Below are 14918 nucleotides of genomic sequence, written 5' to 3'. Positions count from 1 at the left end.
TTGATTTAATACTATCCCCCAGAGCAAACTTGATTTCAACTTAAAAGTGCCATAGCAGAATGACTTTTAAAAAACTTTTTATGGTGAATCTTCACCTGACCTTTTTTCTTTTTTAAAGCTGTTTGGTGAAAGGCCTTCTTTGCTTATTTTATCTAACTCAGCTCTTTTATTTGAGTCATCACCGTTCTCATGTAGATCCAATCTTCTTTCTTCAGCCTTCGCTAGGTTTTTTAGCGAAGGCTGAAACATTGACATTATTTCTATGCCCACAATATACCTCCATGCATTAATCGCAGTTGTAATTATTACTATAGATATAAGGGCAATGGGATAAATTCCAAGTTACTCAAACGTTAACCATTGCTAATCTGCTTGAGTTGTTTGTTATGTGCACTTGTTTATTTCAGCGAGCTCGAAAACAATATAACCATACTCTTTTTTAGATATATATTTGGATTGGAAATGTTGCTTTGCTAGCTCATGAGTCCAAGCCTCACCACAAGGCGCAGCAGGAATCGTAGTATCAATTTTTAAAAGGTGACTTTCCTTAATCCTGCCACCTTTTTTGACAATGCTTTTAGCACAAAGGCTTAAAGCATATTCAACGGCAAATATATCGACACTTGGCATACCAATAAATTCTACGTCACAACCAAGCCTTTCATTACCCTCTGTATCAACATAATAAAGCTGACCAGACGTTGTACACGCTGAACAAATAACGATTAAACTGAACAAAAAGATATGCCTAATGTTCAACGGAACTCCCTGTAGACAAAACATTTTAATATTTATGCGACATAGCTTGTGTTGCATTATCGCTTATTGGACTGAGCCGCTACCTGCTCGGTTTGTCAGAGTTGGTGCTGTGCTTGGGGTTTACTTATAAAAAGCTTTTTTCGTCTCATCCCAAACCATATGTCATATGGCATTACTCAACGAACTCAATTGTTGCATTTGCCAATTTAAGGTCACTAAGCAAGCCAATTACGTTGTTAGCATTACATAAGTCGAACTCAACAACTCCATTTTTTAAAAGCTCATCAGTAATTAACTTTGAGGCTTTTAAATCAAGTGAGGTGTTTAAGTTAAAGGCTCTGTCCATAGAAATTTTTTTAAGGTTTTCGAAGCCTGTAATTCTTATTTTTAACATATACACTTTCTCAATAACATACCAACGCCATAAAAAGAGAAGTATTAATGTTAGCTAAAATCGATTAGTAACGAACATCTGTCCAACATTTAGACGCCCTTATCCTTTATCATCTTGATAGGTAAACATTAGCCGTGATGTCGGCGAATGTGTTTAATTAAGCCTAATTGATCAAACTCAAGTGAAACAATATTGGTTTTATTGTACTCGATAGTTTTGTCTAAATGAGCAGGCTTAACTTTACCTAATTCAGTCATTTTTACAAAAACGACATTAGCGCCAACCATTACCTCATTTATTTCTATTGAACTAAAGATAACTTCATCATTTAACTTACTAACCATATCCTCTCGGAGTTTTGATTTATCTGTATAAACAAATTTGAATTTGACGTGTTCATCAATAAAATCATCGGCTAGCAACGAGATAAAGTAGTCTATTTCTTTAATTGTCGTGTTGGGCTGTTGACGCGCATTTTTTGCTTCTACAAATGTTTTAGCTTTCTCAATTAATTGCTCTGAGGTGAATTTATCTTTTGCACTACCAGAAAATGACAGAAGAAAACAAATTAACACCAATATAGATTTTTTCACGAAACTCTCCTTGTATGTTTAGACAAAATAGCTCTCAGATGGTATTAGCCTCAGCTTTTTTATACGTTAGCTTAGTACGAAGCCAGACACAAAACTATCACAATACGACTCTTAAAAATTAAATTACACATAACTTTAAGGAATCACAATTGTTTAGACTACCTAGAACCGAGAACACATAAGTAAAAAGTATCGCCGCTGTAATGAGTAAAGCTACTCACAAGATATTCTTCATTGTATTTCCTTTGCCATTGAAATTAGCCATAAAATTCCACTTCAGTTTGTACACCGAATGGTAAAATAAATTCTCTAAATTCTGGGTCGCCTTTTTGTGCCTTTGGATACTTAAGCTGGTACATATTCTTTTTAAACATATTTAAGAATTGCTTGTTTTGTAATTTGTTATCCAACACGCTGACTTTCACAACATCACCCGCTTGATTAACCATCATCATGAATAAGATTTTATTATCTGACCGTCTAAATTCGTCTTTTGCTTGTGATATCACGTCTTTGGGAATAGTAAAGTTTGGTAAGTTACTTTGTTCTGTTGATGAGCAGGCCACTAAAAATAAGCATACGAGTATTAAAAATTTATTCATTATCTGTCCCTAAAAAATTTAAGAGGCAAGATACTGTAAATAAAAACTTTTTAGTAAAAACCAAAAGGCTAAGAAAACTATAAATCTAAAGAAGTTATACCTTCATGGTAGATACGATTGACTTTAAAAAAGGAACTACGTAATCTTATCAACGACTTTATAAACAATTTTTAAAGGAATAAAAATGTCAACTTTCTCAATAAATAACCTTCCTTACACCCTGCCAAGTAACTCAGCTGAACAACTTAGGGCGCTGGCAACAATAATTGAAATACCATATGCATTAGTTAAAGATGGAGGTAACAATGAAGTCGAAGCTATTTGTGGAGCAATACTTTATCGCCACTTAGATCGGTATCAAAGAGTCGAAGTTATGACTCTAATCAGAAGCTTACCTAATAGAGCTCTAACTGGGAAGCTAATATCAGTTGCAGTAGAGCCTACACTAATTAACAAAGATTGGGGGGTGTGGTCACTAACAAGGGAAGAATTACTTGCGGAACAATCCTTCCACTCTCAAATTGATAATATCGCGTCTTTTACAGGTGTAGGTGCATCTCTTATGAGCGGGAAAGACTTTATTAAAAAGTTATGGAAAGAGAGAAAACTAACTAAAGGTGGTTTGGTTACTATTGTTGTATGGGGGACCGTTTTTTTTAACAAGTCAGAACTTAACGAAGTAAACTCAGAAATTAAGAGACGCTCTTCAATTAACACTATAAATACACCAAATTAATAATGAATTATATTGTTAGGATGATAGCTGGGGTATTCTTAATTGAGCTTTTAGCCTTATTAGGCTGGTATTACTCTTCTACGGAAATGCAAAAAGGTATCGTCTTTTTTTCAACTGTAGTAATTTGTATTATCTACTTAAACTACTTATCTTTTAAAATAGAAAAGAATGTAAAAAATGATTAGAACGATGATTTTTCTTTCCCTTTGTTGCATTAACTTTACCGTTCACGGGCAATCTAAGGTGAAATGTAACACAGCTTCCGAAAGGCTTCCTATTTACTCTGAACAAATATCTTCTAACTCAATTGAGGCAAGCCTTAATGTATGGAAGTTAACTAAAGATAACCTCAAAAAAAGGGAAATATCTTCAACAACACCAGTGGAGAAGATTTATAATACTTTTTTAAATGCATACCAAAAAGAGAACTTAGAAGAACACCTTTTTTATAATACTAAAATCATTCAAGACATAACAAATCCATTTAGCCATAATAGAATTATTCAAGCTAAATTTCCTAATAGCCATGACTTTGATTTATTTTTTATAGAAGTAAAAAATGATAATAATGAATTTTTTATGAAAACGATTATAGTGCCAAGAATTGAACAAAATAGTGTTCAAGAAGCAGTAGCATTCATAAATGACCTTTCAACAAAAACTGTAAATAAATGTCAAAACAATGAGTAAAGCGCTTAACTTAACAATCTATTTTATAATTTTTTCAGCCATAACATATCACTGGCTCTCATCACCTTCGGATACTAGGCAATCTATGTTTTATGCCGTTGTTACTGTCTTTCCCCTCTTAGCATTTAACATTATTTTTAAAATTTACAGAAAAAATAAATAGCTTAATATTTATATCAATCCATAGTAAGGAAGTAACTAAGCACTAAGACCAAAAAAGCCACGATGAACGTGGCTTTGTTGGATAAAGCTTAAACTTTTACTGATCTATCATAAGAACCTAATCTTATAAGAACTGACCTAGCGCTTTAACTTGGTCTAACATGCGGTTTGAGAAACCCCACTCGTTATCGTACCAAGCCATTACTTTAACAAGCTTACCATCTACTTTAGTTTGTGTAGAATCGAAGATTGAAGACGCTGGGTTGTGGTTAAAGTCGATAGAAACAAGCGGCAGTTCGTTGTATTCAAGAATACCTTGCATTGCACCTTCAGATGCTGCTTTAACGACTTCGTTGATTTCTGCTGCCGTTGTTTCACGCTTAGCAACGAACGTTAAGTCTACTAAAGAAACATTGATTGTTGGTACACGTACTGCCATGCCGTCAAGTTTACCTGCAAGTTCAGGAAGCACTAGACCAACGGCTTTAGCAGCACCTGTTTTGGTTGGGATCATTGACTGAGTTGCGCTACGTGCACGGTATAAGTCTGGGTGATAAACGTCAGATAAGTTTTGATCGTTTGTGTAAGCATGAATTGTCGTCATGCTACCTTGCTCAATACCTACTGTGTCGTTGATTGCTTTTGCAATCGGCGCTAAACAGTTTGTTGTACACGATGCGTTCGAAATGATGTTGCTGTCAGCGTTTAATACGTCGCTGTTAACACCATGAACAACGGTTGCATCCATGTCAGTACCAGGCGCAGAAACGATTACTTTTTTAGCACCTGCTTCAATGTGTTTAGCCGCTGCGTCACGTGAAGTGAATAAACCTGTACATTCTAAAACGATATCTACGTTTAATGCTTTCCAAGGCAGGTTTGCAGGATCACGCTCTTGCGTAAGGGTAATTTCATCATTACCAATTAGCATGGTGTTTTCAGCAAGTGTTACTTTTTGAGAAAATTGACCGTGTACTGAGTCAAATTGAGTTAAATGCGCGTTAACATTTGCTGGTGCTAAATCGTTGATTGCAACGATTTTGATTTCGTTGTTTTGAGCTGACTCGTAAAGAGCACGTAATACGTTACGACCGATACGTCCATAGCCATTAATTGCAACATTAATCATTCTAATATCTCCCGTTAATTATTTTACTTCACTTGCTTGGCGAGCAAGCGCTTCAATGGCTTGCCAGTCTTTGTTTTCAATAAGTTGTTTATCTAACATCCAAGTACCACCTACGCAGATAACGTTTTTAAGTGCGAGGTAGTTAGGCGCTGTTTCAAGGCTAATGCCACCTGTTGGGCAAAAAGTTACTTGTGGTAAAGGACCACCAATTGATTTAAGCATTGCCGTGCCACCTGCCGCTTCTGCAGGGAAGAACTTTAAGAACTTAAAACCATGGCTTGCTAATTTCATTACTTCACTTGGTGTAGCTGCACCTGGTAAAAATGGAATATCAGTGTCTTTAGCCAGTGCTAATAATTCGTCGTTTACACCTGGGCTAACCATGAAGTCAGCGCCGGCTTCAACAGATGCATTAAATGTCGCTTTATCAACAACGGTACCTGTGCCAACGTATGCTTCTGGTACGGCTTCTTTCATTAGCTTTACAGCTTCTGCCGCAATCGGCGTACGTAAAGTAATTTCTAATGCTTTTAAGCCACCGTTATAAAGCGCACGTGCAAGGGGTGCTGCATCTTCAAGTTTTTCGATAACAACAACCGGTACCACAGGTGCCGATGATAAAATTTTCTCAATGCTCATTGTATGTTCCTCATAGCCCAGTAACGGCGTATTATTATTCTAAACCAAAGGCGCTCGCGCCAAGGTCTGCACTACTTACTATATTTCTGAAACCTGCAAATAACTCTCGGCCTGTACCGTATGTTTGGCTTGGCTGGCTAAGTTGTAATTCACGTTTTGCTAATTCTTCATCGCTTACATGTACTTTTAATACACCCGCTGGTGCATCAAGGGTCACTAAATCACCTTCGTGAATTTTTGCGATTACACCACCTTCAACCGCTTCTGGTGCTAAGTGGATAGCAGCAGGCACTTTACCTGATGCGCCCGACATACGACCGTCTGTAACAATCGCCACTTTGTAGCCTTGGTCTTGCAGTGTTGCCATTACTGGCGTTAATTTGTGAAGCTCAGGCATACCTTTCGCTTTTGGACCTTGCTCTTTAATTACAGCAATAAAGTCTGTGTTTAATTCACCGCGGCTATACGCTTCTTGTAACTCACCTTGTGAGCTAAATACTTTAGCCGGTGCAGATACAATTTGATGTGACTCAGCCACCGCAGAAACCTTAATAACGGCTTTGCCAAGGTTACCTGTTAGAAGCTGTAAACCACCCTGCTTGCTAAACGGGTTATCAATTGGGCGTAATACATCTTCGTCGTGAGACTTTTCAGGGCACGCCACCCATTTAACTTTGCTTGGGCCTGTGCTGTTTGTCATGATCACTGATGAGTCTTTATCTAACATTGGCTCTGTGGTGTATGCTTCTAGGCCATCACCCACAATGGTTTTCACATCGTTATGTAAATAACCTTTGCTAAGCAGTTGCTTCATTAAGAAGCCCATACCGCCGGCAGCTTGGAAGTGGTTCACATCTGCTGAGCCATTCGGGTAGATACGCGTAAGAAGTGGCACAACTTCTGATAAGTCAGCCATGTCTTTCCATGTAAGGATTACACCCGCTGCTTTCGCAATTGCTACTAAGTGGATTGCGTGGTTCGTTGAGCCGCCTGTTGATAACAAGCCAACTAAACCATTAATAATTGTTTTCTCACTCACTACATCAGCAAGGCAATTAGCGTCTTGTGTATCGATTAACTGCTTTAACATGGTTTCGACAGCATGACCTGTTAAACCATCACGTAGTTCTGTGTATGGGTTAATGAAAGAGCTACCTGGTAAATGTAGACCCATGATTTCCATTAACATTTGATTCGAGTTTGCCGTGCCGTAGAAAGTACAAGTACCAGCACTGTGGTAAGACGCGCTTTCTGCTTCTAACAGCTCTTCACGACTTACTAAGCCTTGTGCAAATTTTTGACGAACACGGGCTTTTTCTTTATTTGGAATACCCGATTGCATTGGACCTGCAGGTAAGAAATACGTTGGTAAATGACCAAATGATAAGGCACCAATTAACAGTCCAGGGACAATCTTGTCGCATACGCCTAAACAGAAAACACCGTCGAACACGTCATGCGATAAAGAAACCGCTGTAGACATTGCAATCACATCACGTGAGAACAATGAAAGCTCCATACCGTCACGGCCTTGAGTAACACCGTCACACATTGCAGGCACGCCACCGGCAACTTGTGCTGTTGCATCGTACTTGGTAGCAATAGTTTTTATTAAATCAGGATATTCTTTGTAAGGCACATGCGCAGAAAGCATATCGTTGTAAGCATTAATAATCGCTAAATTTGGTTGCTCATCTGCTTTTAAACGAGCTTTGTCATCGCTGCTACAAGCAGCCATAACGTGTGCAATATTACCGCAACCTAAGCCGGCACGTACTCTTGTTTGTTTTTTTGCGTGCGCGATACGATCTAAATAAGCTTGGCGGGTCTCTTTACTACGTTCAATAACGCGTTCGGTGACTTCTTGGATACGAGGATGCAACATATAAATTCGACTCATCTCTATAGTTAGAGGATAAAGGCTCAGTGACAATTACAGACTCCACGAAAATAATTGCACTGAGCATCTTTGATTTACCCGTTCAAAGGTACGCTGACAGGCTGTCTCTCACAACCAACCTGACACCGGTGTCACTGTATTAACTCATGACTGTGACACCGGTGTCAACCTTATCTGTTAAATTTAGTTTAATTTTTTTAAATGACCAAATAATGAACAACATTATTTTAGCTAACTATGAGTAAAATTCATGCTCAAGTTATGTTTAAAGTTCCACTTTAACTTTGAGAAACAGCAATGTAGCTCTTTAAATTCAGGTGGTTATATAAAAACAACCAAGGAAGGAATTTACATAAAAAAAGCCCGAGAAAGCGTCACTCAATCTCGGGCTACTGTGAAAAAAACAAATTGAATTTTATTTAATTGCAGCTGTTGACTCGCGAGTAATTAGTTTTGCTTCAAGCGTTACCTGATAAGGTGTTTCTTGTGGCTCACTAATATGACTAATTAGTTGTGTTACCGCTTGGTGGGTCATTTCTTCAACTGGTTGCGCAATAGTTGTTAGTCCAGGCCAAATATGACGTGCAATGGGTGCATTATCAAAACCGGCAATTGAGATATCATCAGGCACTTTTAATTGCATTTGTGTTGCTAGTTTAAGTACTGCAGCCGCCATATAATCGTTTGATGCAAAGACTGCCGTTGGGCGCGGCTCTAAATCAAGAATTGTACGAGCACTATCAACACCAGAGTGATAACTAAAGTTACCCTCTTCTACTAAACGTTCATTAAATTCAATACCATTAGAAGCAAGCGCACGGCGATAACCTTTAAAGCGCTGCTCTGTCGCACTGTGATCTGGATGACCTTTAATGAAAGCGATTTCTTTATGACCTAATTTAATTAAATGCTCTGTTATTTCAAACGCACCTTGCTCATCATTGCTGCGCACAGAAATAGAATCATCTTCAAGAACTGCAGATGCAACGCGCGCATAAGGGATTTTTTTCGATTTTAAAAAAGTGACAAGCTCTGGAAAATCAGAAAATGGCGGCGTTAATACAATGCCATCTAAGCGCGATGTTTGAAGAAGTTGTTCAATATTGTTAATTAGGTCTTGCCCACGAAGTTCACATGGGTGGATCAATAAATTGTAATTATGGTCATGGCATGCTGCTAGCGCACCAGTTTGTACGCGAGTGATATAGCTTTTACTTGGGTTATCATACAAGCAACCAATAATAAAACTGCGGTTTTGCGCTAAGCCACGGGCGATTGGGTTTGGTGTGTAATCTAGCTCTTTAAATACTTTTAGTACTTTTTCTCGGGTAGCATCACTCACGTTAGGCTCATTGTTGAGCACGCGAGACACTGTTTTTTTAGATACACCGGCGTAGCTTGCGACGCTATTAATGGTTACTTTTTTCATACGATAATCATCCAGTCCGCTCCAATTAAGCTCGACTACTAACGTGTAAACACGCAGCAGCACCAACTAGCGGAATATTATCTTGTGTTACCAAGGTTACAGGTATCTGTGAAGTATATTGCGACATAATGCCTTTGTCTGCAAAGCGCTCAACAAATCGGCTAGATAGTAAGCGTTGTTGCATACGAGGTAAAATACCACCGCCAATAAATACACCACCTAGAGCACCAAATGTAAGGGATAAATCACCTGCAACACTGCCAATCCAATCACAAAATTGATTAAGGGTTGCATCGCAGATATCACATTGTCCTGTCGTTGCAAGCTCACTGATTTGTGCCGCATCAAGGTTTTTTGCTGCAACGCCTTTAACGGCTGCCATCGCTTTATATAAATGCGCTATACCTGGGCCCGAAAAAACAGTTTCTACTGACACATGATTTAATTGCTTTTTAAGCTCGGTGATTAACTGGCGATCTAACTCTGTAACCGCTGCAAGGGTAATATGCCCCGCCTCACAACTAAGTACTGCGCTGCCTTGCGAAGTACGCACCAAGCATGCAGCACCAAAGCCTGTGCCAGGCCCCATCACGGCAATATTGGCATTGTTGTCTGCTTGCCCTGCTTTAACAGCTACGTTTTGTGAATCATCCAAATAAGGCGCTGCATAGGCAAATGCAGCAAAATCATTGATAACTTCTAGCTGAGTGAATGCAAATTTAGTTTTTAGGTTTTCAACGCTAAAATGCCAACCTAAATTAGTTAAATGGACTTGGCCTGCTTTAATTGGGCCTGCAACGGCTAAGCACGCTCTGTTAGGCTTTGCATATGATATTTGACTGAAATAGTGCTCAATGGCACTTTCTAGGGAACCAAAATCTGCACTTGGAAATTTAAGGTTATGCTCAATGACAAATTGATTTGTATGTTCATTAAAATCAATGATTAAAGCAAAGCGCGCATTTGTGCCGCCAATATCGGCAACAAGGATAGGATCAAAATCGGTGTTAGACTGTGTGTTCATTATGTTTTCTCTATGTGTCTAAGCTGTTTGCCGCTTATTTTTATAGTTTTCAATGGCAAAGCCACTGTTCAAGATAACCTTTGAGTTATTAACTCAAAGCAACTATCTTTAGTATTAAAAAAATGCTGCCCAAATGAATGGGCAGCCAAATACGTTTTGACAACAAAATGATAAAACATCGACATTATGACACCGGTGTCAGCATTGAATCAATAAAAATTTTAAATATTTGCCTTTGCATACGTATTTTACAACGAAGTACTTGCTTATTGAGCCCGTTTAACGTTGTGATGCTACGTCAAAAAATGACTCTGTAACTTGATCATTTACAGATAAAAACGACTTATCACAAATAGCTTGAAAAAAATATTAAATAGCCGAAAATGGCCGTTACAAATCATCACTATTGCTTTGGAATTAATACCCTATGAAAGGTAAAGCGACATCTTTTGACATCGCACATTATGCAGGTGTTTCTCAGTCAACTGTGTCACGAGCACTTCGAAATAGCCCTTTGGTTAATGAAGAAACGCGCCGACGTGTTCATGAAGTCGCCAAACAACTTAATTACAAAGTAGATAAAAACGCTAGTAACCTCAGAACACAGCAAAGTAGTACCCTCGCGCTTTTGTTATTTGAAGACCCTACATCAGACGAATCACAAATAAACCCATTCTTTTTAGCAATGCTTGGTAGTATTACCCGGGCCTGTGCAAAAGAAGGCTATGATTTGCTTGTGTCTTTTCAATCAAGTAGCTCAGATTGGCAAGCTGACTACGAAGATAGCCACCGTGCAGATGGTCTGATCTTATTAGGCTATGGTGACTACTTAGATTACCAGCCTAAGTTCAGAACCCTTATTGAACAAAATACTAAGTTCGTATGCTGGGGTGCCAGTGTTGATAACCGCCCAGACTTAACTGTGAGCTGTGATAATTATGGTGGCGGTAAACTTGCCGCAGAGCATCTGCTTGCAACAGGCAGAACCGATTGTGCGTTTATCGGTGATGCCTCTGATCACAGCCCTGAATTTTTTGCTCGCTACCAAGGTTTCAAAGATGCTTTTATGGATAAAGGTATCAAGCTAAACGAACGAAAAATGGCGAATGCTATTTCTACAGAAGAATCTGGCTATCATGCTACCCGTTCACTTATAGCAAATAACATTCGCTTTAACTCACTATTTGCCGCCAGTGACCTGATTGCCATTGGTGCTATTCGCGCTTTAAAAGAAGCAAAAATTAAAGTGCCTGATGATGTTCACGTGGTTGGCTTTGATAACATTTCCATCGCTAATTTCGTCAATCCTCCGTTGACCACAATTCAGCAAGATACGACCTTAGCAGGGCAAATGTTAGTTGATAACTTGCTTAAATTAATTCGCGGAGAACAAGTGGAGAGCACCCTACTCCCACCAAGATTAATCATTCGTGGCTCGAGTGTATAAGTTAGTATGTAGCGATAGCTCCTCTGCATTTACACCCTAAATTGCAGCTTTTAAAAGCAATAAACTAATAAAATGGCTTTTTTTTCGATTTACCCAAGACTATTACTTCGAAAAAGCAGATAATTGCACCTATTATGATGAAAACGCAGTGCAAGGCCGTTTACGGCTTTTGCCTGCAACGCGCACAAAGGTGGAATTTTTTAATGGAAATTAAAGTTAATTTTCTCGACAACCTCAGACTTGAAGCCAAGTTTGATGACTTCTCTGTCATTGCAGACCAACCTATTCGCTACAAAGGTGATGGCTCAGCGCCAAGCCCATTTGATTATTTCTTAGCGTCTTCTGCGTTGTGTGCGGCTTACTTTATTAAAGTGTATTGTAATTCACGTGATATCCCGACTGATGGTATTCGCGTTGCACAAAATAACATTGTTGACCCTGAAGACCGCTATAACCAAATTTTTCAAATTCAGGTTGAATTACCAGAAAGCTTATCGGAGAAAGATCGTACGGGTATTTTACGCTCAGTAGAACGCTGTACAGTAAAACGCGTCATTCAAACAGGCCCTGAGTTTAAGATCGATACCGTTGAAAGCATTGAAGCTGACGCGCAAGCGATGCTGATGGCAAAACCAGATGATGAAAACAATACCTTTATTTTAGGTAAAGATTTACCACTTGAAAAAACCATCGCTAATATGACGGCTATCCTTGAAGAGTTAGGGATGAAAATCGAGATCTCTTCTTGGCGAAATATTGTACCAAATGTATGGTCATTACATATCCGCGATGCAGCGTCACCAATGTGTTTTACCAATGGTAAAGGTGCAACGAAAGAAAGCGCGCTATGTTCCGCTTTAGGCGAATTTATTGAGCGCTTAAACTGTAACTTCTTCTATAACGATCAGTTCTTAGGCGAAGACATTGCCAATAGTGAGTTTGTTCATTACCCAAATGAAAAATGGTTTGCACTGACTGATGATGACTCTTTACCTGAGGGCATTTTAGACGATTATACCCGTGAAATTTACAATCCAGAGGGTGAGCTTTGTGGCTCGCACCTAATCGATACCAACTCTGGTAATAAAGAGCGTGGTATTTGTTCGATTCCTTATGTACGCCAGTCAGACGGTGAAACGGTTTATTTCCCTTCAAACCTTATCGAAAACTTATTCTTAAGTAATGGGATGAGTGCAGGTAACAACTTTGCCGAGGCAAAAGTACAATGTTTATCTGAAATTTTTGAACGTGCCGTTAAGCGCCAAATTATCGAGCAAGAAATTGTTTTACCAGATGTACCTGAAGCGGTATTAAACAAGTACCCAAGCATTGTAGCGGGTATTAGAGGGCTTGAAGAGCAAGGCTTCCCTATTGTTGTAAAAGATGCCTCGCTAGGTGGTCAGTTCCCTGTGATGTGCGTAACACTCATGAACCCTAAAACAGGCGGTGTATTTGCCTCTTTTGGTGCGCACCCAAGTTTTGAAGTTGCCTTAGAGCGCAGCTTAACTGAACTGTTGCAAGGCAGAAGCTTTGAAGGTTTAAACGATGTACCTAAGCCAACGTTCAATAGCATGGCGGTCTCTGAGCCTGAAAACTTTGTAGAGCACTTTATTGATTCAACAGGTGTTATCTCATGGCGCTTTTTCAGCGCTAAACACGATTATGATTTTGTTGAATGGGATTTCTCTGGCAGCAATGAAGAAGAAACAGCTAGCTTATTCGGTATCTTAGAAAGCTTAGGCAAAGAAGCTTACATTGCTGAGTTCTCAGATCTTGGTACTGCGTGTCGCATTTTAGTGCCTGATTACTCAGAAGTGTACCCTGTAGAAGACTTAATCTGGGACAATACTAATAAAGCGCTTAACTTCCGCGAAGATATTTTAAATCTGCATCGCTTATCAGAAGATCAACTTGCTAATCTCGTTGAGCGTCTAGAACAAAGTGAGCTTGATAACTACATTGATATCATCACCTTAATCGGTATTGAATTTGATGAAAACACAGTGTGGGGCCAATTAACAATCCTTGAGCTAAAACTACTTATATACCTAGCACTTGGTGATTTAGAAGCAGCGATGGAGCTAGTTGAAGCCTTCTTACAATACAACGACAACACCATTGTTGAACGTGGTTTATTCTATCAAGCAATGCACGCCACATTAGAAGTAGCACTAAGCGATGATCTAGAGATTGAAGATTACATTCACAGCTTCACTCGTATGTTTGGTCAAGACACCATGGATGCTGTGGTCGGTTCTATTAACGGCGATGTAGTGTTTTATGGCTTAACAGAAACCAGCATGAAGCTTGAAGGCTTAGATAGACATCAGCGTTTAATTGATAGTTATAAAAAGCTACACGCTGCCCGCGCTAAAAAAGCGGGGCTGTAAGTAAATATCAAAGCCGCACGTTTTCGTAACCTGCGGCTTTTCTGCTTTACTTAAAAACGTTACTTAACGAAAATGCACACCTGTAATGTCGTATTCAGCGATAAAGCGACCACCATAAGTATCCACAAACATAAACTCCATCTCTATTTTTTCTCGTCGGCCTTTATGTTCAAGCAATTCAATAATAAAGTATTTATTCGAATTAAGATCAAAAGAACGGCCTTGTGTTTCTCGTGTAATGTTAAACTTTGTAGGATTACCGATTCTATCAAAGTACTCAAACAGCACGTTTAAACCACGCGCATAAATTCCCGAGTCTCGCTGTGAAGAATTAGGTCTTTGTTGAGCCAACAACCAGGTTTTGTCCTTTTGATTTACAGCTTTAATAAACTCAGTCATTAATTGTTGATGTTCAACCAAAGGCGGCATTTTTACTTCTTTGAGTGCTTGTGTGAGTTTATCTCCCGCTATACCTGTTCTTGCTATGTAATTATCAAAACCTGCCTCTATCGACATATAATTGAGATAGTCAGCAAGGCCACCTTTGTACACCTGTTCAAATGTGCCATATTCTTGCGACAGAATACGTTCAAGGCGATTATAAAAAGAAAAAGCATGCGCTGAGTCTAATTTTTTCAGTTTCGACGTATCTATCAATTGACCAAAAAGTAGTGCATTTAAGTCAATTACATTCGTTTTTTCATCAAACGTAACGATTTCCTTAGCCCACTCTCTATCGGCTGTGGCAAGTTGCAAATAGTAACGTTGAAAAGGCGCACCATGCTCATCAGCGATTGTTATTTTATTTGTCGAAAAGTCATAAATTTTGGCGTTTTTTGTAGGGCCAGTTCTAACACTTACCTTAAAGCCGTTTGACAGTTCAGTAAATTTATCAGACTTCTCAATCACAACTTCCTGTGAAGCAAAAGCAGTCGTCGTAAAGAGCACTAAAAAGCTGGCAATGAATATACTAACAGTTTTCATATAAATCCCTTTGAAGTTAAAATTAGACCTACCTATTACA

General features: G+C 38.9%; 15 protein-coding genes. 4 read left to right on the top strand and 11 right to left on the bottom strand.

Going from position 1 to position 14918, the window contains the following annotated elements:
- Window positions 1-78: 78 nt before the first annotated feature.
- The 5 genes from PAARA_RS20535 to PAARA_RS10210 all read right to left on the bottom strand — a co-directional run bounded on the left by PAARA_RS20535 (window position 79) and on the right by PAARA_RS10210 (window position 2348).
- Window positions 79-270, bottom strand: coding sequence for a hypothetical protein (locus tag PAARA_RS20535; RefSeq protein WP_157066189.1), 192 nt, complete (start codon window positions 268-270; stop codon window positions 79-81).
- A gap of 114 nt (window positions 271-384) precedes the next feature.
- On the bottom strand, window positions 385-759 hold the full coding sequence (locus PAARA_RS10225; protein WP_062569397.1) for a hypothetical protein: 375 nt from the start codon (window positions 757-759) through the stop codon (window positions 385-387).
- Between the two features lie 172 nt (window positions 760-931).
- Complete coding sequence (locus PAARA_RS10220) at window positions 932-1153, bottom strand: hypothetical protein (protein ID WP_062568939.1); 222 nt, start codon at window positions 1151-1153, stop codon at window positions 932-934.
- Window positions 1154-1281: 128 nt separating this feature from the next.
- The gene (locus tag PAARA_RS10215) at window positions 1282-1746 is read right to left on the bottom strand and encodes a hypothetical protein (RefSeq protein WP_062568938.1); all 465 of its coding nucleotides are present in this window, start codon (window positions 1744-1746) and stop codon (window positions 1282-1284) included.
- A gap of 257 nt (window positions 1747-2003) precedes the next feature.
- The gene (locus tag PAARA_RS10210; RefSeq protein WP_062568937.1) at window positions 2004-2348 is read right to left on the bottom strand and encodes a hypothetical protein; all 345 of its coding nucleotides are present in this window, start codon (window positions 2346-2348) and stop codon (window positions 2004-2006) included.
- A gap of 184 nt (window positions 2349-2532) precedes the next feature.
- Between PAARA_RS10210 and PAARA_RS10205 the strand changes: the two genes are divergently transcribed.
- Entirely contained in the window at window positions 2533-3084 is a 552-nt protein-coding gene (locus tag PAARA_RS10205; RefSeq protein WP_062568936.1) for a hypothetical protein, read from the top strand.
- A 177-nt stretch (window positions 3085-3261) separates the two neighbouring features.
- The gene (locus PAARA_RS10200; RefSeq protein ID WP_062568935.1) at window positions 3262-3774 is read left to right on the top strand and encodes a hypothetical protein; all 513 of its coding nucleotides are present in this window, start codon (window positions 3262-3264) and stop codon (window positions 3772-3774) included.
- A 286-nt stretch (window positions 3775-4060) separates the two neighbouring features.
- Here the strand turns inward: PAARA_RS10200 and gap are convergent, their stop codons facing one another.
- The 5 genes from gap to glk all read right to left on the bottom strand — a co-directional run bounded on the left by gap (window position 4061) and on the right by glk (window position 10057).
- A complete protein-coding gene (gene gap, locus PAARA_RS10195; protein ID WP_062568934.1) occupies window positions 4061-5065 on the bottom strand; it encodes a type I glyceraldehyde-3-phosphate dehydrogenase in 1005 nt (334 codons plus the stop codon).
- An 18-nt stretch (window positions 5066-5083) separates the two neighbouring features.
- Complete coding sequence (locus tag PAARA_RS10190) at window positions 5084-5704, bottom strand: bifunctional 4-hydroxy-2-oxoglutarate aldolase/2-dehydro-3-deoxy-phosphogluconate aldolase (protein WP_054551439.1); 621 nt, start codon at window positions 5702-5704, stop codon at window positions 5084-5086.
- Window positions 5705-5738: 34 nt separating this feature from the next.
- On the bottom strand, window positions 5739-7589 hold the full coding sequence (gene edd / locus PAARA_RS10185) for a phosphogluconate dehydratase (RefSeq protein WP_062568933.1): 1851 nt from the start codon (window positions 7587-7589) through the stop codon (window positions 5739-5741).
- A 430-nt stretch (window positions 7590-8019) separates the two neighbouring features.
- The gene (locus tag PAARA_RS10180; protein WP_062568932.1) at window positions 8020-9033 is read right to left on the bottom strand and encodes a LacI family DNA-binding transcriptional regulator; all 1014 of its coding nucleotides are present in this window, start codon (window positions 9031-9033) and stop codon (window positions 8020-8022) included.
- A 25-nt stretch (window positions 9034-9058) separates the two neighbouring features.
- Complete coding sequence (gene glk, locus PAARA_RS10175; RefSeq protein WP_062568931.1) at window positions 9059-10057, bottom strand: glucokinase; 999 nt, start codon at window positions 10055-10057, stop codon at window positions 9059-9061.
- 427 nt (window positions 10058-10484) lie between these two features.
- On the opposite strand from glk, the gene PAARA_RS10170 reads away from it, so the two are divergent.
- On the top strand, window positions 10485-11504 hold the full coding sequence (locus PAARA_RS10170) for a LacI family DNA-binding transcriptional regulator (RefSeq protein WP_062568930.1): 1020 nt from the start codon (window positions 10485-10487) through the stop codon (window positions 11502-11504).
- 203 nt (window positions 11505-11707) lie between these two features.
- The gene (locus PAARA_RS10165; RefSeq protein ID WP_062568929.1) at window positions 11708-13894 is read left to right on the top strand and encodes an OsmC domain/YcaO domain-containing protein; all 2187 of its coding nucleotides are present in this window, start codon (window positions 11708-11710) and stop codon (window positions 13892-13894) included.
- Between the two features lie 63 nt (window positions 13895-13957).
- Here PAARA_RS10165 and PAARA_RS10160 read toward each other — a convergent pair whose 3' ends face one another.
- A complete protein-coding gene (locus tag PAARA_RS10160) occupies window positions 13958-14878 on the bottom strand; it encodes a hypothetical protein (protein ID WP_062568928.1) in 921 nt (306 codons plus the stop codon).
- Window positions 14879-14918 lie beyond the last annotated feature (40 nt).

The sequence above is a fragment of the Pseudoalteromonas arabiensis genome (genome assembly GCF_001550155.1).
GTDB classification, from domain to species: Bacteria; Pseudomonadota; Gammaproteobacteria; order Enterobacterales; family Alteromonadaceae; genus Pseudoalteromonas; species Pseudoalteromonas arabiensis.
Note: the sequence above shows the minus strand (reverse complement) of the source record. Positions and strands in the feature narration are given on the sequence as shown.